Below are 21,618 nucleotides of genomic sequence, written 5' to 3' on the forward strand. Positions count from 1 at the left end.
CGACCGGCGCATAATGGATGCCGGCGGAAGGAGGAGACAATGGACATCAAGGCTCCCGCCGTGGGTGCGCGCAGCACGCCGCGCGTGGAGCGCATGAGCCGCGTGCGCTTCACGATTCTCGCGATGCTGTTCGTCGTGACGACGATCAACTACGCGGACCGCGCGACGATCTCGATCGCCGGCTCGGCGATGCAAAAGGACCTCGGCATCGACGCGGTATCGCTCGGCTACATCTTCTCCGCGTTCGGCTGGGCGTATGTGATCGCGCAGATTCCGGGCGGATGGCTTCTCGATCGTTTCGGGTCACGACGCGTTTATGCGGCGAGCATCCTGACGTGGTCGGTCTTCACGCTCGCGCAAGGCGCGATCGGCCTGTTCACCGGCATGGCCGCGATCGTGGCGGTGTTCTCGCTGCGCTTTCTCGTCGGCATCGCGGAAGCGCCTTCGTTTCCGGCGAACAGCCGGATCGTCGCCGCGTGGTTTCCGGCGAACGAGCGCGGCACGGCTTCCGCGATCTTCAACTCCGCGCAATACGCGGCGACGGTGATCTTCGCGCCGCTGATGGCGTGGCTCGTGCATCGCTTCGGCTGGCACGAAGTGTTCGTCGTGATGGGGGCGATCGGCATCGCGGCGGCGTTCGCGTGGCGCGCCGTCGTACGCGATCCGAAGGATCATCCGCGCATGAACCGCGCGGAGATCGAGTACATCGAGAACGGCGGCGGCCTCGTCAACATGGATCGCGCGGGCGTCGCGAACGCGCAGGGCCCCGACCTCGGCTACATCGGGCAGTTGCTGAAGAACCGGATGATGATGGGCGTCTACGTCGCGCAATACTGCATCAACGCGCTCACGTACTTCTTCATCACGTGGTTCCCGGTGTACCTCGTGCAGGCGCGCGGGATGTCGATCCTGAAGGCGGGCTTCGTCGCGTCGGTGCCCGCCGTGTGCGGCTTCCTCGGCGGCATTCTGGGCGGCATCGTCTCCGATGCGCTGCTGCGCCGCGGCGCGTCGCTGTCGGTTGCACGCAAGGTGCCGATCGTGCTCGGCATGCTGCTGTCGGTCAGCATGGTGGTGTGCAATTACGTCGACACGCAGGGCATCGTCGTCGCGGTCATGGCGCTCGCGTTCTTTGGCAAGGGCATGGGCGCGCTCGGCTGGGCGGTCAATTCGGATACCGCGCCGAAGCAGATCGCGGGCCTGTCGGGGGCATTGATGAACACGTTCGGCAACCTGTCGAGCATCACCACGCCGATCGCGATCGGCTACATCGTCAACCGGACCGGCTCGTTCAACGGCGCGCTGGCCTACGTGGGGCTTCATGCGCTCGTCGCGTGCGTCTGCTACCTGTTCGTGGTCGGCGAGATCAAGCGCGTCGAGCTGAAGCCGGCATCGTGAAGCGAGGCATGTCGAACATGACGTCGAATGCGATCGAAGCCGCCGCGCAAGCGCACGCGAACACGCACACGCCGAGCCCGAGCGTCGCGCAACGGTGCGACGAATGGGGGCGCACATGGGGCTCGCATTCGAACCATCACTTCGACATTTCGCTCGCGATGTTCACGCACGTCGCGGCCGCCGCGCCCGGCAACATCACCGCGATCGACGCGCACTGGATCTGGCAGGAAGCCGACGAGCGCCTGACGCGCGAGCCGCTCGCGATCGCGCGCGGGCACGTCGCGGTGCCGGAGGGACCCGGGCTCGGCATCGCGCTCGACATGGACCGCGTGATGCAGGCCCATGCGCTGTATGAGACGCTCGGTCCGGGCGCGCGCGACGACGCGCGGGCGATGCAATATCGGGTGCCAGGCTGGGCCTACCACCCGAAACGGCCGAGCTTCGGCAGCGCTGCGCGCGCAGCCGCGCGCGGCGCATGAACGCTTTGATGGAGACACTTGTAATGCGAACCGAATTGAGCCGTACGACGACGCCCGTCGTGTCCGACCTGCGCGTCGTGCCCGTGGCCGGACGCGACAGCATGCTGCTGAACCTGAGCGGCGCGCACGGGCCCTTCTTCACGCGCAACATCGTGCTGATCCGCGACAGCGCGGGCAATACCGGCGTCGGCGAAGTGCCGGGCGGCGAAGGCATCCGGCGCACGCTCGAGGATGCGCGCGCGCTCGTCGTCGGCCAGCCGCTCGGCCGCTGGCAGGATGTGCTGAACGCGGTGCGCGCCCGCTTCGCCGATCGCGATGCGGGCGGCCGCGGCTTGCAGACCTTCGACCTGCGCATCACGATTCACGCGGTGACGGCGCTCGAGGCGGCGCTGCTCGACCTGCTCGGCCAGCACCTCGGCGTGCCCGTCGCCGCGCTGCTCGGCGAAGGCCAGCAGCGCAGCCGCGTGCCGATGCTCGGCTATCTGTTCTACATCGGCGATCGCAAGCGCACCGATCTCGACTACCGCAGCGAGCCGCAGGCCGACGACGCGTGGTTCCGTCTGCGCAACGAAGTGGCGCTCACGCCCGATGCGATCGTGCGCCTTGCCGAGGCCGCGCACGCGCGCTACGGATTTCAGGATTTCAAGCTGAAGGGCGGCGTGCTGTCGGGCGATGACGAAATCGCCGCGGTGACCGCGCTCGCGAAGCGCTTCCCGAACGCGCGGATCACGCTCGATCCGAACGGCGCATGGTCGCTGCAGGAGGCGATTCGCCTCTGCCGCGGCAAGGGCGACGTGCTCGCGTACGCGGAAGATCCGTGCGGCGCGGAGAACGGCTACTCGGGCCGCGAGATCATGGCCGAGTTTCGCCGCGCGACGGGCCTGCCGACGGCGACCAACATGATCGCGACCGACTGGCGCCAGCTCGGCCACGCGCTCCGGCTCGGCTCGGTCGACATTCCGCTCGCCGATCCGCATTTCTGGACGATGCGCGGCTCGGTGCGCGTCGCGCAACTGTGCGACGAATGGGGGCTCACGTGGGGCTCGCATTCGAACAATCACTTCGACATTTCGCTCGCGATGTTCACGCACGTCGCGGCCGCCGCGCCCGGCAACATCACCGCGATCGACACGCACTGGATCTGGCAGGACGGCCAGCGCCTGACGCGCGAGCCGCTGCGCATCGAGGACGGCCACGTCGCGGTGCCGCAGCGTGGCGGGCTCGGCGTCGAGATCGACGAGGACGCGCTCGCCGGCGCACACGAGCTGTATCTGGAGCACGGCCTCGGCAGCCGCGACGATGCGGTCGCGATGCGGTACCTGGTGCCGGACTGGACGTTCGACAACAAGCGCCCCTGTCTCGTGCGCTGAACGAAGCCGACTCTTCATGGAGCGCTCGATGCGGGAGCCCACATCGCCCGACGGCACGCGCACGGAGCGCGCGCTGACGATTCGCGTGCACGAAAGCGACAACGTCGCGATCGTCGTCAACGCGCGCGGGCTGCCCGCCGGCGCGATACTCGCCGACGGCACCGCGCTCGTCGAAGGCGTGCCGCAGGGCCACAAGGTCGCGCTCGCCGATCTCGCCGAGGGCGACGCGGTGGTCCGCTACGGCGAGGTGATCGGCCATGCGGCGAAGCCGCTGCCGCGCGGCGTCTGGGTGGGCGAGCACGCGGTGAAGCTGCCGCTCGCGCCCGCGCTCGACGAACTGCCGCTCGCGACGCGCGCCGCCGCGAAGCGGCCGAAGCTCGACGGCTACACGTTCGACGGCTATCGGAACGCGGACGGCACGGTCGGCACGAAGAACGTGCTCGGCATCATGACGAGCGTGCAGTGCGTCGCCGGCGTGACCGACCACGTGGTCGCGCGGATCAAGCGCGAGCTGCTGCCGCGCTATCCGAACGTCGACGACGTCGTCGCGCTGAATCACACGTACGGCTGCGGCGTCGCGATCAACGCGCCGGCCGCGATCGTGCCGATCCGCACGTTGCAGAACCTCGCGCTCAATCCGAATTTCGGCGGCGAGGTGATGGTGATCGGCCTCGGCTGCGAGAAGCTCGCGCCGGAGCGGCTCGTGCCGGCATCGCTCGCGCCGGGCGGACGCATTCCGATCGGGGTCGCGGGCACGGCCGATTCGCCCGTGCTTCGTTTGCAGGACGAAGCGTTCGGCGGCTTCGGCGCGATGGTCGACGCGATCATGGAGATGGCGGACAAACGCCTCGATCAGTTGAACCGCCGCCGTCGCGAATCGTGTCCGGCGTCCGACCTCGTCGTCGGCGTGCAATGCGGCGGCAGCGATGCGTTCTCGGGCGTCACCGCGAACCCGGCCGTCGGCTTCGCGGCCGGCCTGATCGTGCGCGCGGGCGGCACCGTGATGTTCTCCGAAGTGACCGAAGTGCGCGATGCGATTCATCTGCTGACGCCGCGCGCGATCGACGCGGAAGTCGGCCGCGCGCTGTTGCGCGAGATGGCGTGGTACGACGATTACCTGTTGCGCGGCGAGACCGATCGCAGCGCGAATCCGTCGCCGGGCAACAAGACGGGCGGATTGTCGAACGTCGTCGAGAAGGCGCTCGGCTCGATCGTGAAGTCGGGCACGAGCCCGATCGTCGACGTGCTCGGCCCCGGCCAGAGGATGCGCCGCAAGGGGCTCATCTTCGCGGCGACGCCCGCTAGCGATTTCGTCTGCGGCACGCTGCAGCTCGCGTCGGGCATCAACCTGCAGGTGTTCACGACGGGGCGCGGCACGCCGTACGGCCTCGCGATGGCGCCCGTCGTCAAGGTGGCGACGCGCAAGGCGTTGAGCGAGCGCTGGCACGACCTGATCGACCTCGATGCGGGGCGCATCGCGACCGGCGAGGCGAGCATCGCCGACGTCGGCTGGGAGCTGTTCCATCTGATTCTCGACGTCGCGAGCGGCCGCCGCCAGGTGTGCGCCGACAAGCTCGGGCTGCACAACGCGCTCGTCCTGTTCAATCCCGCGCCGGTGACCTGATCATGACCGACCTCCATCATTCGAACCAGGATGCGAACGCGGCGGGCGGCGATCCGCTCGACGGCGTTCCCACGCACTGCGGCCGCATTCTGTTGACGGGCGCGGCCGGCAGCCTCGGCCGCGTGCTGCGCGGGCGGCTGCGCCGCTACGCGGACGTCGTGCGGGTCTCCGACATCGCGCCGCTCGACGGCGCGCGCGACGGCGAAGAGTGCGTGCGCTGCGACCTCGCCGACGCGGCGGCCGTCGACGCGCTCGTGCGCGACGTCGACGTGATCGTGCATTTCGGCGGCGTATCGGTCGAGCGTCCGTTCGACACGGTGCTGCCGGCGAACATCACCGGCGCGTATCACGTGTACGAAGCCGCGCGCCGGCACGGCGTGCGCCGCATCGTGTTCGCGAGCTCGAATCACGTGACGGGCTTCTACGAGCAGGGCGAGCGCATCGACACGGCCGCGCCGCCGCGGCCCGACGGCTACTACGGCTTGAGCAAGGCGTTCGGCGAGCAGCTCGCGCGGTTCCATCACGATCGCTACGGGATCGAGAGCGTGTGCATCCGGATCGGTTCGTCGTTCCCCGAGCCGAAGGATCGGCGGATGCTCGTCACGTGGCTCGGCTACGACGACCTCGAGCAGCTCGTGCGCCGCGCGATGTTCGTGCCGAGCGTCGGCTGCACGATCGTCTACGGGATGTCGGCGAATCGCGACGCGTGGTGGGACAACGCGCCTGCCGCGCATCTCGGCTACCGGCCGACGCAATCGAGCGAGCAATGGCGCGAGCGGATCGAGCGCGCGCAGCCTCCGCTCGCCGACGACGATCCGGTGCGCCGCTATCAGGGCGGTGCGTTCGTCGTGGCCGGACCGTTCGAGGGTTGACGCGCGTGCGCGCGTCGGCATCGACGTCGGCGACGATCGGACGGATCGGCGGCATGCGCTGCGGCGTCGGCGAAAGCCCCGTGTGGCACGACGCCGACGCGGCGCTCCACTGGATCGACATCACGGGCCGCGCGTGAGCGGCCCTTCGTTCGCCGTGCGTCGGCGAACGCGCGTCAGAACTTCAGCATCAGCTTGAGGATCGCCGCGAAACGCTTGCCGTACGGCGGCGCGATCATCGCGCGCGTGTTCAGGCGCGGTTGCGTGAGCACGGGCTTCATCTTCGAGAACGTGACGAAGCCGTCGTAGCCGTGGTACGCGCCCATCCCGCTCGCGCCGACGCCGCCGAACGGCAGCGTGCCGCATGCGATGTGCATCAGCGTGTCGTTGACCGTCACGCCGCCCGAGATCGTGTCGCGCATCACGCGCTCGACGCTCGAGCGGTCTTCGTCGAACAGATACAGCGCGAGCGGCCGCGCACGCGCGTTCACGTAGGCGATCGCATCGTCGAGCGTGTCGTACGGAACGATCGGCAAGAGCGGGCCGAAGATCTCCTCCTGCATCAGTTGGGACGCGTCCGGCGCTTGCGTGACGAGCACGGGCGGCAGGCGGCGCAGCGCGGGATCGGGCGCGGCGTCGGTGAGCGGGTGGAGCTGCGCGCCTGCCTGCTGCGCATCGCTCGCGAGCCGCTGCAGCCGCGCGAAATGGCGCTCGGAGATGATCGACGTGTAGTCCGGGTTCGTCGACAGATTCGGATAGAGCTTCGCCATCCGCGCGCGCGCGCGCGCGACGAATTCGGCTTCCTTGCCGCGCGGCACGAGCACGTAGTCGGGCGCGATGCAGGTCTGGCCCGCGTTCAGCGTCTTGCCGGTGATGATCGCGTCGACCGCCGCGTCGAAGCGCGCGCGCGGCCCGATGATGACGGGCGACTTGCCGCCGAGCTCGAGCGTGACGGGCGTGAGATTCTCGGCTGCCGCGCGCATCACGTGACGGCCGACGTTCGTCGAGCCGGTGAAGAGCAGGTGATCGAACGGCAGCCCGCTGAACGCGGCGCTGATTTCCGCGTCGCCGTTGACGACCGCGACGTGATCGCGCGCAAACGTCTTCGAAATCAGTTCCTCGAACAGCTGCGACGTGCGCGGCGTCAGTTCGGACATCTTGATGATCGCCCGGTTGCCGGCGGCGAGCGCGCAGATGAGCGGCCCGGCGGCGAGCAGCACCGGGTAGTTCCACGGCACGACGATGCCGACGACGCCGAGCGGCTGCGGCATCACCTTCGCGCGCGCGGGGCGCATCCACTTGTTCATCGCCCGGCTCTTCGGCTTGATCCAGCGCTTGCCGTGCTTGAGCGCCTCGTCGATTTCCTCCTTCGCGAGCCAGATCTCGGACATCAGCACTTCTTCCTTCGCGCGATGGCCGAAGTCCGCGTCGATCGCGGCGGCGAGCGCGTCGCGGTTGTCGAGCAGCATTTTGCGCAGCGCGCGCAGATGGTCGGCGCGGGTCGCCCACGACGGATATGGCGCGCGCAGATACGCGGCGCGCTGATCGCGCAACAGCGCGTCGAGCGTGGCTAAACCGGGCAGATCGTTCTTCATGGCGTCTCCTTGGCGATACGGGTGTGGCCGGCATTCAGGCCGGGAACGCCCGCTCGATGAGCGCGGCGTGATCGATGGTGGCCGGCAGCGTGCCGAAGACGCGTCCGGTTTCGCTGCTGGTTTCACCGAAGCGCGTGGCGACGAACGCGTGCGCGACGGCGGGTGGTCCGTCGCGCAGCAGCAGCGAGGCCTGCGCGACGAGTGCGATGCGTTGTGCGATCCGCCGCGCGCAGGCTTCGCGCGGCTCGGGTTCGAGCGACAGCAGGTGCGTCAGTTCCGCGAGCGCGCTGGCGAGCGGCGCGCTGTGCCGCGCCGCGTCGCGCCATTCGTCGAGAAGCGCGGCGGCCGCGTCGGGCTCGCGCTCGATCGCGCGCAGCACGTCGAGGCACATCACGTTGCCTGAGCCTTCCCAGATCGAATTGACGGGGGCTTCGCGATAGAAGCGCGCCATCGGCGCGGTTTCGACGTAGCCGTTGCCGCCCCATACTTCCATCGCTTCGCCCGTGAATTCGAGCGTGCGCTTGCAGACCCAGAACTTCGCGGCCGGCGTGACGATGCGCCGCCAGCCGCGCGCCTGCGGCGAGCGCGCGCTCGCCTCTTCCTCGAACGCGTGCGCGAGCCGCATGAAGAGCGCGGTCGCCGCTTCCGATTCGAGCGCCAGATCGGCGAGCACGTTGCGCATCAGCGGCTGATCGGCGAGCAGGCGGCCGAACGCGCTGCGATGCCGCGCGTGATGGATCGCCTGCACGAGCGCCGCGCGCATCAGCGCCGCGCTGCCGATCACGCAGTCGAGCCGCGTGTAGTTCGCCATCTCGATGATCGTCGGCACGCCGCGCCCTTCGTCGCCGATCATCACGCCGTACGCATTCAGGAATTCGACTTCGCCGCTCGCGTTCGAGCGATTGCCGAGCTTGTCCTTCAGGCGTTGCACGTGGACCGCGTTCTTGCTGCCGTCGGGCGAAAAGCGCGGCACGTAGAAGCATGAGATGCCCGCGTGCCCGGACGTGCGCGCGAGCACGAGATGCGCGTCGCATTGCGGCGCCGAGAAGAACCATTTGTGACCGACGAGCCGGTACGCTTGCCCGCGCCCGGGCGCGCCGAGCGGGGACGCGTGCGTCTCGTTGCTGCGCACGTCGGAGCCGCCTTGCTTTTCCGTCATGCCCATGCCGACCATCATCGAGCGCTTTTGCGAAAGCGGCACGTCGCGCGCGTCGTGCTCGCGCGAATACAGCTTGTCGCGCAGCGTCGCAAAAAGGGCCGGTTCGTGCCGCAGCACCGGGATGCTCGCGAAGGTCATCGTGAGCGGGCAGAGCGAGCCGGATTCGAGCTGCGCATGCAGGTAATAGCCGGCGCAGCGCGCGGCCATCGCGCCCGGCTGCGGCTCCGAGAACGGCAGCGCGTGCAGCCCTTCGCCGCGCAGCAGCGCGAGCAACTGGTGCCAGCTCGGATGAAATTCGAGCGCATCGATCCGCTCGCCGCGCGGGCTGTGCGTCGCGAGCTCGGGCGCGTGCCGGTTCGCGAGGTCGGCGAGCGCGAGCACATCGGGCGTCGTCAGCGCGGCGCCGTCGCGCGCGAGCGCCGTTTGACGCCAGCTCGCGTCGTACCGTTGAACGGCCTCGACGAGCGCGGCATCTGTTTCAAACGCGTTGTAATCGGAAAGCGGCGGCGCCTGGTTCGTCACCCGGTGCGTCGCCGTCATCAGGTCCTGCTGCATGCCTTTGTCTCCCATTTCGCGGGGCCCGGCTTCTATTGGCCGCGTCCTCCGCGCGAGGCGAATCCACTCATCTTAAATTTAGTTCACGTCGACGTTTAGAGGAATCGCTCTTGAGTCGGGATGTCCCTGCTCGTTTTGCGTTCCTAAAATGCGCGAACATTACAAGCCTGATCCGGCTGTCTCGATTGCGATTCCAGGCTCCGTTGCGCGGATGACAAAACAGGGAGACGTGACATGCAGTACGACTACATTATCGTTGGAGCCGGCTCGGGCGGCTCGAGCCTCGCGGGGCGTCTGGCCGACGCGTGCCCGGATGCGACGATCGCGCTGATCGAAGCGGGCGGTCATACCGAACGCAATCTGCTCGTCAACATGCCGGTGGGGATCGCCGCGCTCGTGCCGTTCAAGCTGGGCACGAACTACGGCTACGAAACGGTGCCGCAGCCGGGCCTCGGCGGGCGCCGCGGCTATCAGCCCCGCGGCCGCGGGCTCGGCGGCTCGAGCGCGATCAACGCGATGATCTACACGCGCGGCCATCCGCTCGACTACGACGAGTGGGAGCAGCTCGGCTGCACCGGCTGGGGATGGCGCGACGTGCTGCCGTACTTTCGCCGCGCCGAAGGCAACGAGCGCGGCGCGAACGAATGGCACGGCGCGGACGGCCCGCTCACGGTGTCCGATCTGCGCTTCCGTAATCCGTTCTCCGAACGATTCATCGCGGCCGCGCACGAGGCCGGCTATCCGCTGAACGACGACTTCAACGGCGAGCGCCAGGAAGGCGTCGGCTTCTACCAGGTCACGCATCGCGACGGCTCGCGCTGCAGCGTCGCGCGTGCGTACGTGTACGGCCGCACGCGGCCGAACCTGCACGTGATCGTCGATGCGACGGTGCTGCGCGTCGTGTTCGACGGCAAGCGCGCCACGGGCGTCGAGCTTGCGCGCGGCGGGCGCGTCGAAAAGCTCGATGCGCGCGCGGAAGTGATTTTGTCCGCCGGCGCGTTCAATACGCCGCAATTGCTGATGTGCTCGGGCGTCGGCCCCGCCGCGCAACTGCGCCGCCACGGCATCGCGCTCGTGCACGACGCGCCCGATGTCGGCCAGAACCTGATCGATCACATCGATTTCATCGTCAACAAGCGCGTGAATTCGTCGGAGCTCGTCGGCATCTGCTTGCGCGGGATCGCGAAGATGACGCCCGCGCTGTTCAGCTATCTGTCCAGGCGCCGCGGGATGATGACGAGCAACGTCGCCGAGGCGGGCGGCTTCATCAAGAGCGCGCCCGGACTCGACCGTCCCGATCTGCAATTGCACTTCTGCACCGCGCTTGTCGACGACCACAACCGCAACATGCACTGGGGCTTCGGCTATTCGCTTCACGTGTGCGCGTTGCGGCCGAAGAGCCGCGGCAACGTCGCGCTCGCGAGCAGCGACGCGCGCGTCGCGCCGCTCATCGATCCGCGCTTTTTCAGCGACGAACGCGATCTCGATCTGCTCGTCACGGGCGCGAAGGCGATGCGCAGGATTCTGTCGGCCGCGTCGCTCGCGTCGCAGGGCGGGCGCGAACTGTATACCGATCCGGGCGACACCGACGCGCAGCTGCGCGCCGCGATCGTCGCGCATGCGGACACGATCTACCACCCGGTCGGCACGTGCCGGATGGGCGCCGACGCGCGCGCGGTCGTCGATCCGCAATTGCGCGTGAAAGGGGTGGACGGGCTGCGGATCGTCGATGCGTCGGTGATGCCGACGCTGATCGGCGGCAACACGAATGCGCCGACCGTGATGATCGGCGAGCGCGCGGCGGATTTCATCGTGGCCGCGCGCAACGGGCAGGCCGTGCCCGCGCCTCGCGAGCGGCTCGCGGCGGCGCACGGCGGCTGATGCGCGCCGCCGCGCGGGACGTCGCGGGCGCGGCCGTCAGGCGAACGTGTCGACCATCCCGACGCTGCGTCGTGTCACGCCGCCGGAAGAGACCGCCGAGACCTCGCCGAGCGCGGCGTCGGCTGTCGGCGCGCCGGACGCGCGTCGCGCAGCGGACCCGTCCGACGATTGTCGTTGCGGGGTCTGCTGCTGTTGCGCGGACGCGAAGCCGCCGTCGCTGACGCTCGCGCTGCCGAGCCCGAGCCCGCCCGCTTCCATCGCTTCGCGCAGCTTCGGCAGCGCGGCTTCGACCGCGTCGCGCACTTGCGCGTGCTGCGACACGAAGAGCGCGTGCGCATGGTTTTCGGCGACGCGCAGCACGACTTGCAGCGGCCCGAGATCGGGCGGATTCAGCGTGAGCTCCGCGCTCTGCTGGTGCGCGTTCGACAGGAACACGACCTTCTGGCTGAGCGCCTCGGTCCAGTCCGGCGTGCCGACGGGCGGCGCGAGCGACGGCGCGGCCGTTGCCGCCGCGGCGTTCGCGTTCGCGGCGAGCGCGGCGGGCGCCGCCTGTTGCAGCGCGGCCGGCGCGCTCGACGCCGCGAGCGTCGCGCGGGCGGAATCGGCGGCGTCCTGCAGCGCCGCGATCGCGCCCGATGCGGCGGGCTGGGCGGCGGTCGAGACCGCCGGGTTCGTGCCCGAAGCGTCGGTAAGCGTGGCCGGTGCGGCCGGGGCCTTCGCGCCGGCGAGCATCTTGTCGAAGGGGCCGTTCGCGGCAAGCGGGGTGGGCGCGCCGTCGTTCCGGCCCGCAGGCTGCGCGCGCTGCGTGGCTGCCGCGCCCGCCGGCCCGGCGCCCGTCAGCTTGCTCAACGCCGCGTTCAGCGCTTCGCCAACCGGCTGCTGCGCGCCGGCGAGCGCGGATGTGTCGGCGTCGCCGGCGGCGGCCGTATTCGTCGCGAGCGTCGTCGGCGGATGCGCGGCGTCGCTCGCGCCCGCTTGCGGGGCGGCCGCCTGCGCGGCCTGCGCATCGGGGCGCGCCTGCAATTGCGCCTGTAGCGATGCGGCTGCGGCGAGCGCCGCCGCCGCGTCCGCGGACGCCGATTGCGTGGCGTTCTTGTCGTCGTCCTGATCGTCCGGCTTGCCGGACGCCTTCGTGTTACCCGCGTTCGTTGTCGCCGGCTCGCTCGCGCTCGAAGTCGTCGACGCATTGGCGGTGCCGCTCGTCGCGGCATTCGTCGCATTGCCGGCGTTCGGCGCGCCCGCGCCAGCGCCCGCGTTTGTCTGGCGCTGCGTCTGCACGTTCCGCTTGAGCGTCTGCGCGAACGGCGCGGTGGGCGCTGCGTCGCCGGAAGGCGCGCTCGATGCGCCGGACGCGTGCGCCGCGGCGCCGGACGACGACTTGATCATCGTGCTCGCTGTGCCGAGCAGCATGCCGATCAGGGGAAGAGGAGGCATATCGGATCTCGCGTTCGGGTTCGATGGAGGGCGCTTACTTCGCCGCGTCCGCGCGCATGCGCAGCACCTTCGCCGCGTGCTCGTCCGCGTCGCGCTGCTCGCGCTTCGCCGCGCGTTGCGCGTCCTGCCGCGCGCCGCGCGCCTGGAGGATTTCGTACGAGCCGAGCGTGCGCTTTTTCGCCTGCCACTCGGGGCGCGCCGCGTCGATGCGCGTCTGCGCGGCGGCGAGCACGCGCCGCTGCTGCTCGATCGCCGCATCGAGCGTGTCGAGGAACGCCTGGAAGTTGCGCCAGTTGCCGGCCGGCATCCCCGATTGCGCGGATGCGGCGAAGCGCTCGCGATATTCGTCGCGATAGCGCACGAGCGCGTCGAGCTGCGCCTGCGCGTCGGTGCGCTCGCGCTGCGCGTGGCCGAGCTGCTTCGTTGCGGTGTCGAGATCGTCCTGCGCGCGGTCGAGCAGGAGCTGGAGCGGGAACGATTGGGCCATGGCGATCAGCCTCCTTCGGATTCGAACAGCGCATCGAGCGCGGCGAGGCTCGGCGCGTACGGCGCGCATTCTCGAAAGCCCTGCTGCAGGAACGATTCGATGCGCGGATACAGCGCGATCGCGCGGTCGAGCTGCGCGTCGCGCCCCGGCGCGTATGCGCCGACCGCGATCAGATCGCGATTGCGCTGGTAGCGCGACAGCATTTGCTTGAACTGGCGCACGCGCTCGAGGTGCGCGTCGTCGATCAGCGCGGTCATCGCGCGGCTGATCGACGCTTCAATGTCGATGGCCGGATAGTGGCCGGCCTCCGCGAGCGAGCGCGACAGCACGATGTGGCCGTCGAGAATCGCGCGCGCGGAATCGGCGATCGGGTCCTGCTGATCGTCGCCTTCGGTGAGCACCGTGTAGAACGCGGTGATCGAGCCGCCGCCTTCCGGGCCGTTGCCGGTGCGCTCGACGAGCGCGGGCAGCTTCGCGAACACCGACGGCGGATAGCCTTTCGTCGCGGGCGGCTCGCCGATCGCGAGCGCGATCTCGCGCTGCGCCATCGCGTAGCGCGTGAGCGAATCCATCAGCAGCAGCACGTGCTTGCCCTGATCGCGGAAGTATTCGGCGAGCGTCGTCGCGTATGCGGCGCCCTGCATCCGCAGAAGCGGCGACACGTCGGCGGGCGCGGCGACGACGACCGAGCGCGCGAGCCCGTCCTCGCCGAGGATCTGCTCGATGAACTCCTTCACTTCGCGGCCGCGCTCGCCGATCAGGCCGATCACGATCACCTCGGCGCTCGTGTAGCGCGCCATCGTGCCGAGCAGCACGGACTTGCCGACGCCCGAGCCCGCGAAGAGCCCCATGCGCTGACCGCGGCCGACGGTCAGGAGCCCGTTGATCGCGCGCACGCCGACGTCGAGCACGTGATGGATCGGCTCGCGATCGAGCGGGTTGATCGACGGCGCGGTGAGCGGCGCGTCGACCTTCGACGCGAGCGGCCCGAGATTGTCGAGCGGGCGGCCCGACGCGTCGACGACGCGCCCGAGCAGTTCCCAGCCGACGGGCAGGCGCTTCGCGCCCGCGAGCGGATCGGCGACGGGCGCGCTTTCGAGCGGCCACACGCGCGCGCCGGGCAGCACGCCCGCGACCGCGGTGGTTGGCATCAGGAAGAGGCGTTCGCCCGCGAAGCCGACGACTTCGGCTTGCGCATACGGCAGCGAACTGCCCGCGGGCAGCTCGATCGTGCACTCGGCGCCGACCGACAGCCGCAGCCCGATCGCTTCGAGCACGAGGCCTGCCGCGCGAGTGAGGCGCCCGCACGGGCGCAGCGGCAGCGCGCGTGCGTTGCGCTCGCGGATGCCGTCGAGATGCGTGCGCCAGTTCGCAAGATACGGATTCGCGAGCGGGCGAGGGGGCGCGTGATGCTGCGCGCCGCCGTCTTGCGCGGCCGCGCGATCGTGTTCGGCGCCGTGCGACGCGAGCGCGAGCTCGCGTTCGAGCGCGTCGAGGTCGTCGCGGCCGAACGTGCCGCCGCCGTCGTTCACCATGCGCTCACCTTGCCGAGCGCGGCCGCGACCCGCTCCCAGCGGGTCGCGAGCGTCGCATCGATTTCGCCCGTCGACGCGTGCGCGCGGCAGCCGCCGCGCTCGACGCCCGCGTCGGTGCGCACGCTCCAGCCGAGCGTGTCGAGCTCGTCCTTCAGATACGCCTCGACGACAGGCAGGTCCGCGGGATTCACGATCAGATGCGGCGCGCCGGCGAGCGCGGGCTCCGCGGCGAGCACCTCGCGCGCGGCCGCGATCAGCGCGGCCGGATCGTGCTGCACGTGCTGGCGCACGACCTGCTGCGCGATTTCGAGCGCGAGCGTCGCGATGTCGTCGGCGAGATCGCGCTCGACGCCCGCGAGCGCTTCGCGAAACGACGCGGCGAGCGCGGCGAGCTGCGCGCCGTGCGCGTGCGCTTCGGCCTGGCCTTCGTCGAAGCCCTTCGCGCGCCCCTGCTCGTAGCCGGCCTGATAGCCGAGCGCCTGGCCTTCGACGTGGCCGGCGGCGAGTCCTTCCGCGTGCGCGGCGTCGCGCACGCGCTGCAGTTCGGCGGCGAGCGCCGCCGCCGCCGCGCCGCCGTCGTCGGGCGGCGGCGGCGGCGGGGGATCGAACGAAGCCATCTCCCACCGCTGGTATGCGGTGACGGGCTTGGCCGACGCGCTCGCGCGATCAGACATACGCGTCTTCCGCCTTGCCGCCGATCACGATCTGGCCGCTCTCGGCGAGGTTGCGCACGACCTGCAGGATCTTGCGCTGCTGCGTCTCGACTTCGGACACGCGCACCGGGCCGCGCGCGTCGAGATCCTCGGCGAGCAGTTCGGCCGCGCGCTGCGACATGTTCGACAGGAACTTCTGCCGCAGCGCGGGCGGCGCGCCCTTCAGCGCGACGATCAGCGCTTCCGATTCGACTTCCTTCAGCAGCAGCTGGATCGCGCGGTCCTCGAGATCGAGCAGGTTCTCGAACACGAACATCTGGTCGATGATCTTCTGCGCGAGGTCGGGATCGTATTGCTTGACGTTCTCGAGCACGGCCTCTTCGTGCACGCTCGTCATGAAGTTCAGGATCTCGGCTGCGGTGCGGATGCCGCCCATCGGCGCGCGCTTCAGGTTGTCGCTGCCGGAGAGCAGGCCCGTCAGCACGTCGTCGAGCTCGCGAAGCGCGGTCGGCTGGATGCCGTCGAGCGTCGCGATCCGCAGCAGCACGTCGTTGCGCAGCCGCTCGGTGAAGCACGACGCGATCTCGGACGCCTGGTCGCGATCGAGGTGCACGAGAATCGTCGCGATGATCTGCGGATGCTCGTTCTTGATGAGTTCGGCCACGGCCGCGGAATCCATCCACTTGAGCCCTTCGATCCCGCTCGTGTCGCTGCCTTGCAGGATTCGGTCGATCAGCACGCCCGCCTTGTCTTCGCCGAGCGCCTTCGTCAGCACCGAGCGGATGTACTCGCTCGAATCGAGCGACAGCGCGGTGTGCTTTTCCGCTTCGTGCACGAATTCGCTGAGCACGTCCTCGACCTGCTCGCGCGTGACGTTCTTCAGCGAGGCCATCGCCGCGCCGATCTTCTGCACTTCGCGCGGCGCGAGGAATTTGAATACCTGCGCGGCCTCTTCCTCGCCGATCGACATCAGCAGGAGCGCGCTCTTGGTCAAGCCTTCAGCGTTCATCGGACACCCAGTTCTTCACGACGGTTGCGACGATCTTCGGGTCCTGGCGCGCGATCGTGCGCGCGTAGTCCAGGTTGCGTTCGTAGCGGTTCTTCTCGCTTTCGAAGGCGAGCAGGGCCGGATGCTCTTCGTCCTCCTCGGCGAGCTGCTTCTTGTCGGGGCTCGGCAGGCCGTCGAGCGCGAGCGCGTCGTCCGGGCCGTCGAGCGCCGGCACGGCGGCCGCGGGCTCGGCGGGCGGCGGGAACGCGCGGCGCAGCGCCGGGCGCACGAACATGAAGTACAGCGCGGCGGCGGCCGCGGCGACGCCCAGCCACTTCGCGATGTCCTTGCCGAGCTCGATCATGTCGGGCTGGCGCCACCACGGCAGGTTCGCGAACGGATCGGCCGCGGCCGAGAACGCGCTGTTGACGACGTTGACCGAATCGCCGCGCTTCTCGTCGTAGCCCATCGCGTCCTTCACGAGCTGCTGGACTTGCGCGAGCTTGTCCGCGGTGAGCGGCTGCATCGTCACGCGGCCCTTCGCGTCGGTGGACGGCTGATAGTTGACGACGACCGCGACCGACAGCCGCTTGATCGTGCCCATCGATTGCTCGACGTGGCGCACGGTCTTGTCGAGCTCGTAGTTCGTCGTCGAATCCTTGCGGTCGCTGACGGGCGTCGCGGCCGGCGCGGCCGGCTGGCCGTTGCTCGCGACGATCGGCGCGGACGCCGGCTGCGGCGGCGTGTTCGACAGCGCGCCCGGCACGCCCGACGTGCCGCTTTGCGCGAGCTCGGTCGAGGTGCTCGTCTGCTGGCTGCGAATCGCGCTTTGCTGCGGCGTGCCGTTCGGCGCGTAGCTTTCCGAGGTCTGCTCGATCTTCGAGAAGTCGACGTCGGCGCTCACCTGCGAGCGCGCGTTGCCGGCGCCGAAGATGGGCGCGAGGATCGCGTCGATGCGCTTTTGCGTGTTGCGCTCGATCTGCTGCACGTACTTGAGCTGGCTCGCGTCGAGGCCCGTGGCCGACGCGGTCTGCGTGAGCAGGTTGCCGTCCTGGTCGACGATCGTCACGTTCTTCGCGGGCATGTCCGGCACGCTCGACGACACCAGCCGCGTGATGGCGAGCACTTGCCCTTCGTCGAGCACGCGGCCCGGGTACAGATCGACGAGCACCGACGCCGAGGGCGCTTCGCGATCTCGCACGAATACCGACGGTTTCGGGATCGCGAGATGCACGCGCGCGGCGCGCACCGCGTTGACCGATTCGACCGTGCGCTGCAGCTCGCCTTCGAGCGCGCGCTGGTAGTTGACCTGCTCGGCGAACTGGCTGATGCCGAATTTCTGGTTGTCCATCAGCTCGAAGCCGACCGAGCCGCCCTTGGGCAGCCCCATCGCGGCGAGCTTCAGGCGCGTCTCGTGAACCTGGTTCGCGGGCACGAGGATCGCGCCGCCCGCGTCGGCGAACTTATAGGGAACGTTTGCCTGCTGGAGCGCGGCGATGATCGCGCCGCCGTCGCGGTCGGACAGGTTGCTGTACAGCACGCGATAGTCGGGCGCGCGGCTCCAGAGCACGAGCGCCACGATCGCGGCGATCGCGAGCGCCGCGCCGATCAGGAACGGCAGCCGCGGATTGGTCTTCATCCGGGCGAGGCCCGGGATGCGTTCGGCGAAGCCGCCCAGGCCGAAATCCGCGCCGCCCGCCGCCGCGCCGGGCAGCGCGCCCGCCGCTTGCGGCGGCGCGCCCGCAAGGCTCGAACGGGCGTCGGGGTTGATCAGCGAGTTGGCCTGCGAGTCCATGCGTCGAGTATCTCCACTGCGGGCTGAATGCCGGCTCGGCAGAGCAGGCGGACATTGACACGGTGCGATTATCCGCAGCGCGGTCAAGTGCGATCGGACGAATAGAGCGGGGTTTCGGCCGTACTTCTTCGGCTTTCGCCGTGGCGCGGCTGCTATGCTTTTTCGCAATCCGGCCCTCGCAACGCTCGCGGGAAGCCGGGGTCCCCCCCCGCCGGGCCCGCGCGGCCCGGCTTCTTTTGCGGAGATCACATGGTTGCCCCCGTCAACGGCATCGCTTCGGCGCTGCAACAGATGCAGGCGATGGCTGCGCAGGCCGCGGGCGGCGCGGCCAGCCCCGCGGCGTCGCTCGCCGGCTCCGGCGCGGCGACGGCCGGTTCGTTCGCAAGCGCGATGAAAGCCTCGCTCGAGAAGATCAGCGGCGATCAGCAAAAGGCGCTCGGCGAGGCTCATGCGTTCGAGATCGGCGCGCAGAACGTGTCGCTCAACGATGTGATGGTCGACATGCAGAAAGCCAACATCGGCTTCCAGTTCGGACTCCAGGTGCGCAACAAGTTAGTGAGCGCCTACAACGAGATCATGCAGATGTCCGTCTGACGGCGCCGGCCGGCGCTGCGTCATTTCGCTAAAGCTTTTGGGCTTCCTTACCGATAACGTCGGTACAAGCCCGCGCCGTGCTGCGCACGGAGCGGTGGTATCGAATCGAATGCACCAACGAGGAGGAGCGCCATGTTTACCCCAGGCCACGCGGGAGCCAGTGCCTACGCACGCGTCGGCGTCGAAACCGGGGTGATGGGCGCGTCTGCCCACCGGCTGATCGCGATGCTGTACCAGGGTGCGCGCCAGGCGATCGCGCACGCGCGGCTGCATTTGCAGCAGGGCAACGTCGCCGCGCGCGGCGAGGCGATCGGCAAGGCGATCCGCATCGTCGAGAGCGGTCTTCAGCAGTCGCTGAATCTCGAAGTCGGCGGCGACATCGCATCGCGCCTCGACGCGCTCTATACGTATATCTGCCGGCGTTTGCTGCAGGCGAACGCCGACGCGAGCGAGCCGATGCTGATCGAAGTCGACGGCTTGCTCGCGACGCTCGAGGATGCGTGGACGGGCATCGGCCCGGAAGTGGCCAGGATGACCGCGCAAGCAGCAACGGAACAGTCGCGATGAACCGGAAGGACGAATACCTTGCACGTTACGAAGCGATCGCCGACGTGTCCGGGCGGATGCTCGTCGCGGCCCGCGATGCGGCGTGGCACGCGATGAGCGGGCTGCAGGAGGAGTATCTGCGGCTCGTCGACGGGCTGAAGGAGGCCGAGCAGGGCGTTCTGCTCGACGAAACCGAGCGCACCCGCAAGTTCGAGCTGATCCGCCGCATCCTCGCCGACGACGCCGCGATTCGCGATCTCGCGAGCCCCGAGGTCGCGCGCTTGTCCGCGTTCTTCCACGCGGGCCGCTCGACGCTCAAGGATCTGTACCGGGCGCGCGGCTAAACGGCAGGGCGCGCCGCCGCCTTCGGGCGCGCCGGCTCGCGCGGACGGACGGCGCGCGTTCGTTCGCGCGAATGGCCCGGATTTCATTCGGCGCGCGTCAGGATTCACGATGACCGGTATCGACACTGCTGCCGCCGCCATCCTGGCGAGCCGCATCGACAGCCTTCTCGACGCGATCCAGCCCTCGGCGGGCGGCGCGGCGGCGACGCAGGTCGGCACGTCCGGCGCGCCGCCCGCCGCCGCGACGCCGCAGCAGCCGGCGGGCGGGCCGCCGCCCGCGTCCGCGCAAACCGCGCTGTCCGAGGTCGGGCTCACGCTCGACGCGATTTCCCGCTACGGCGGCGGCGCGACACCCGCCGTCGTCGGCGCCGCGCCGCTGCTGCCGGCCGCTTTCGTTGCTTCCGCCGCGCAGGCGGCGTTGTCCGATCCGTTGCCCGCCACGCCCGATGCCCGCGCCGGCAATCCTGCGTCTTCCGCGGCGGCGTCGGGGCCGCAGAGCGCGCAGGCCGCCGCGCAAGCGGCCTTGGCCGCGTCGCCCGCCGCCGCGCTGAGCCTCGCGCTCGCGCAGGCTGTCGCGCAGAGCGGCCTTTTCTACGAATCCCATCTCGCTCAATGGCTTGCCGGCCAGCGCACGACGGCCGAGCTCGCGCGCGAGCCGCAGGCGCGGCTCGCAAGCGGCGCCCAGCCGGGCGCGCAGGCCGGCCAGACGGGCGACGGGTTCGACGATGCGCTCGCCGCGCGTCTGCCGCTGCCGCAGGGCGGCCGTGATGCGCCCGCGCAGAGGCCCGCGCCCGCGCCGGGGCGGCCGGCGGGCGGCGCGGACGAAGGTGCGATGGCGTCCGGTCGCGCGCCGGCGAACGCGGCGGCGCTTGCGCGCTCCGTCGATGCGTATGCGGCGCTCGCCGACGCCGACGGGAAGCCTGTCGGCGCGCTCGCCGCGCATGCCGCGCTCGCGCGGCCCGGCATGCCGCAGGCGGGCGCCGACGCGCCTGCGTCGGTCGCGGCGTCGCTGCATGCGGCGACGCTGCCGATCGTGCGGCAGCAGCTCGATCTGCTCGCGACCGATCAGTTTCGCTGGATCGGCGAGGCGTGGCCGGGCGCGCGGCTCGACTGGACGATCGAGCCGGATGAGCAGCAAGGCCGCGAGCGGCCCGCCCCCGACGCGGATTTCCCGGAGGCGCGCGGCTGGCGCACGCGCCTGACGCTCGCGTTGCCGTCGCTCGGCACGGTGGATGCGGAACTCGTGCTGAACGGCGAGCAGCTCGCCGCGCGGCTGCGCGTGAGCGGGACGGGCGCGGCGCGGCTCGCGCCGCACGGCGAGGCGCTGCGCGCGCGCCTGCAGGCGCTCGGGCTGCAGGTGAGCGGCCTGTCGATCCGCGCGATCGACGGCGTGCCCGACGGCTTCGGCGCGGTGGCCGCGCGGGCGGCCGCTTCCGCGTATGCCCGCGAAGCGGCGGGCGGCGAAGGCGGGGCGGCGGCGGTATCCAGGGCGGCGGCGGTATCCAGGGCGGCGGGCGCGGACGGCGACGCCGGAGCGGCGTCGGCGGGCGTTTCGGCGGGCGCCGAGCGTCGCGTGCCGCCAGCGCCGCCGCCGGTCGAGACCGACGACGACTGGGAGCTAGCGCGATGAGCGGGCGGCAGCGCAAGCGCGCCGCGGTGCTCGCGTACGACGCGAAGGGCGGCGACAGCGCGCCGCGCGTCGTGGCGAAGGGTTATGGGCTCGTCGCCGAGCGGATCATCGAGCGCGCGCGCGATGCGGGACTGTACGTGCACACCGCGCCCGAGATGGTGTCGCTGCTGATGCAGGTCGACCTCGATGCGCGGATTCCGCCGCAGCTGTATCAGGCGGTCGCGGAACTGCTCGCGTGGCTGTATGCGCTCGAAAGCGGCGCGGGCGGCGACGGCGGCGGTGCGCAGCCGGCTTTTCCGCCGCTGCCGACGCGGCCACGGTGAGTGTCGAGTGCCCCGCGCCGGACGTGGGCTGCATCGCGTGAGGCGGGCATTTCGGACTCGGCGCGCGTGACGCCAACGGGTCGCTTCGCGGGGCTGGTGCGCGATGAAGCGAGGAATCGACGGCGCGAGGCGGCGGATTGGCGAACCGGCGGATTGGCAAGCCGGCTGATCGGCGAGTTCACGAGTCGGTGGGCGGGCAGGGCGGTGAGTGAGCGTAGGGGCGAAGCGGTGAGCTGGTGAGTCGGCGGGGAGGAAGCGGGGAGTTCGCGAGCCGGCTGTTCGACGGATCGGCGATCACCGGATCACCGGATCACCGGATCACCGGATCACCGGATCACCGGATCGACAAGTCGAACGACTGA

General features: G+C 70.1%; 19 protein-coding genes and 1 pseudogene. 12 read left to right on the forward strand and 8 right to left on the reverse strand.

Annotated elements, in window-relative coordinates; translation table 11 throughout:
- Positions 1–39 precede the first annotated feature (39 nt).
- The 6 genes and pseudogenes from BTH_RS13155 (at position 40) to BTH_RS35470 (ending at position 5,877) form a co-directional block, all read left to right on the forward strand.
- Complete coding sequence (locus BTH_RS13155; protein WP_009893527.1) at positions 40–1,395, forward strand: MFS transporter; 1,356 nt, start codon at positions 40–42, stop codon at positions 1,393–1,395.
- Positions 1,396–1,469: 74 nt separating this feature from the next.
- Positions 1,470–1,874: pseudogene (locus BTH_RS13160) on the forward strand (enolase C-terminal domain-like protein); the annotation flags it as partial.
- Positions 1,875–1,897: 23 nt separating this feature from the next.
- Positions 1,898–3,244, forward strand: a complete 1,347-nt coding sequence (gene gudD, locus BTH_RS13165; RefSeq protein WP_025369661.1) for a glucarate dehydratase — start codon at positions 1,898–1,900, stop codon at positions 3,242–3,244.
- Positions 3,245–3,260: 16 nt separating this feature from the next.
- Positions 3,261–4,868, forward strand: coding sequence for a galactarate dehydratase (gene garD / locus BTH_RS13170; RefSeq protein WP_009893525.1), 1,608 nt, complete (start codon positions 3,261–3,263; stop codon positions 4,866–4,868).
- 2 nt (positions 4,869–4,870) lie between these two features.
- On the forward strand, positions 4,871–5,740 hold the full coding sequence (locus tag BTH_RS13175) for an NAD-dependent epimerase/dehydratase family protein (protein ID WP_009893524.1): 870 nt from the start codon (positions 4,871–4,873) through the stop codon (positions 5,738–5,740).
- 5 nt (positions 5,741–5,745) lie between these two features.
- Positions 5,746–5,877, forward strand: coding sequence for a hypothetical protein (locus BTH_RS35470; RefSeq protein WP_257785800.1), 132 nt, complete (start codon positions 5,746–5,748; stop codon positions 5,875–5,877).
- Between the two features lie 36 nt (positions 5,878–5,913).
- Here BTH_RS35470 and BTH_RS13180 read toward each other — a convergent pair whose 3' ends face one another.
- Together BTH_RS13180 and BTH_RS13185 are read right to left on the reverse strand one after the other, a co-directional pair.
- Positions 5,914–7,332, reverse strand: a complete 1,419-nt coding sequence (locus BTH_RS13180; protein WP_009893519.1) for a coniferyl aldehyde dehydrogenase — start codon at positions 7,330–7,332, stop codon at positions 5,914–5,916.
- A 34-nt stretch (positions 7,333–7,366) separates the two neighbouring features.
- The gene (locus BTH_RS13185; protein ID WP_009893517.1) at positions 7,367–9,046 is read right to left on the reverse strand and encodes an isovaleryl-CoA dehydrogenase; all 1,680 of its coding nucleotides are present in this window, start codon (positions 9,044–9,046) and stop codon (positions 7,367–7,369) included.
- A 234-nt stretch (positions 9,047–9,280) separates the two neighbouring features.
- Here BTH_RS13185 and BTH_RS13190 point away from each other — a divergent pair, with 234 nt between their 5' ends.
- Complete coding sequence (locus BTH_RS13190; protein WP_009893516.1) at positions 9,281–10,927, forward strand: GMC family oxidoreductase; 1,647 nt, start codon at positions 9,281–9,283, stop codon at positions 10,925–10,927.
- A 36-nt stretch (positions 10,928–10,963) separates the two neighbouring features.
- Here the strand turns inward: BTH_RS13190 and BTH_RS13195 are convergent, their stop codons facing one another.
- The 6 genes from BTH_RS13195 to fliF are packed head-to-tail and all read right to left on the reverse strand — an operon-like array spanning position 10,964 to position 17,819.
- Positions 10,964–12,361, reverse strand: coding sequence for a flagellar hook-length control protein FliK (locus BTH_RS13195; protein ID WP_009893514.1), 1,398 nt, complete (start codon positions 12,359–12,361; stop codon positions 10,964–10,966).
- A 34-nt stretch (positions 12,362–12,395) separates the two neighbouring features.
- Positions 12,396–12,848, reverse strand: coding sequence for a flagellar export protein FliJ (fliJ, locus tag BTH_RS13200; RefSeq protein ID WP_009893512.1), 453 nt, complete (start codon positions 12,846–12,848; stop codon positions 12,396–12,398).
- A 5-nt stretch (positions 12,849–12,853) separates the two neighbouring features.
- Positions 12,854–14,383, reverse strand: a complete 1,530-nt coding sequence (gene fliI, locus BTH_RS13205; RefSeq protein ID WP_009893510.1) for a flagellar protein export ATPase FliI — start codon at positions 14,381–14,383, stop codon at positions 12,854–12,856.
- Positions 14,377–15,057: a flagellar assembly protein FliH gene (fliH, locus tag BTH_RS13210; RefSeq protein WP_025404060.1), complete on the reverse strand. Its 681-nt coding sequence runs from the start codon at positions 15,055–15,057 to the stop codon at positions 14,377–14,379. The genes fliI and fliH overlap by 7 nt, the downstream gene beginning before the upstream one ends.
- A complete protein-coding gene (gene fliG / locus BTH_RS13215) occupies positions 15,050–16,045 on the reverse strand; it encodes a flagellar motor switch protein FliG (protein ID WP_009893507.1) in 996 nt (331 codons plus the stop codon). The genes fliH and fliG overlap by 8 nt, the downstream gene beginning before the upstream one ends.
- Entirely contained in the window at positions 16,035–17,819 is a 1,785-nt protein-coding gene (gene fliF / locus BTH_RS13220) for a flagellar basal-body MS-ring/collar protein FliF (protein WP_009908334.1), read from the reverse strand. The genes fliG and fliF overlap by 11 nt, the downstream gene beginning before the upstream one ends.
- Positions 17,820–18,068: 249 nt before the next feature.
- Between fliF and fliE the strand changes: the two genes are divergently transcribed.
- From fliE to BTH_RS13245, 5 genes are all read left to right on the forward strand, one after another.
- Complete coding sequence (gene fliE / locus BTH_RS13225; RefSeq protein WP_009893502.1) at positions 18,069–18,413, forward strand: flagellar hook-basal body complex protein FliE; 345 nt, start codon at positions 18,069–18,071, stop codon at positions 18,411–18,413.
- Between the two features lie 132 nt (positions 18,414–18,545).
- The gene (gene fliS, locus BTH_RS13230; protein WP_009893501.1) at positions 18,546–18,980 is read left to right on the forward strand and encodes a flagellar export chaperone FliS; all 435 of its coding nucleotides are present in this window, start codon (positions 18,546–18,548) and stop codon (positions 18,978–18,980) included.
- A complete protein-coding gene (locus BTH_RS13235) occupies positions 18,977–19,303 on the forward strand; it encodes a flagellar protein FliT (RefSeq protein ID WP_009893499.1) in 327 nt (108 codons plus the stop codon). Before fliS ends, BTH_RS13235 begins: the two co-directional genes overlap by 4 nt.
- A 109-nt stretch (positions 19,304–19,412) precedes the next feature.
- Positions 19,413–20,933, forward strand: coding sequence for a flagellar hook-length control protein FliK (locus BTH_RS13240; protein WP_009893497.1), 1,521 nt, complete (start codon positions 19,413–19,415; stop codon positions 20,931–20,933).
- Entirely contained in the window at positions 20,930–21,256 is a 327-nt protein-coding gene (locus BTH_RS13245; RefSeq protein ID WP_009893496.1) for an EscU/YscU/HrcU family type III secretion system export apparatus switch protein, read from the forward strand. Before BTH_RS13240 ends, BTH_RS13245 begins: the two co-directional genes overlap by 4 nt.
- Positions 21,257–21,618: the final 362 nt, after the last annotated feature.

The sequence above is a fragment of the Burkholderia thailandensis E264 genome (genome assembly GCF_000012365.1).
Classification (GTDB): domain Bacteria; phylum Pseudomonadota; class Gammaproteobacteria; order Burkholderiales; family Burkholderiaceae; genus Burkholderia; species Burkholderia thailandensis.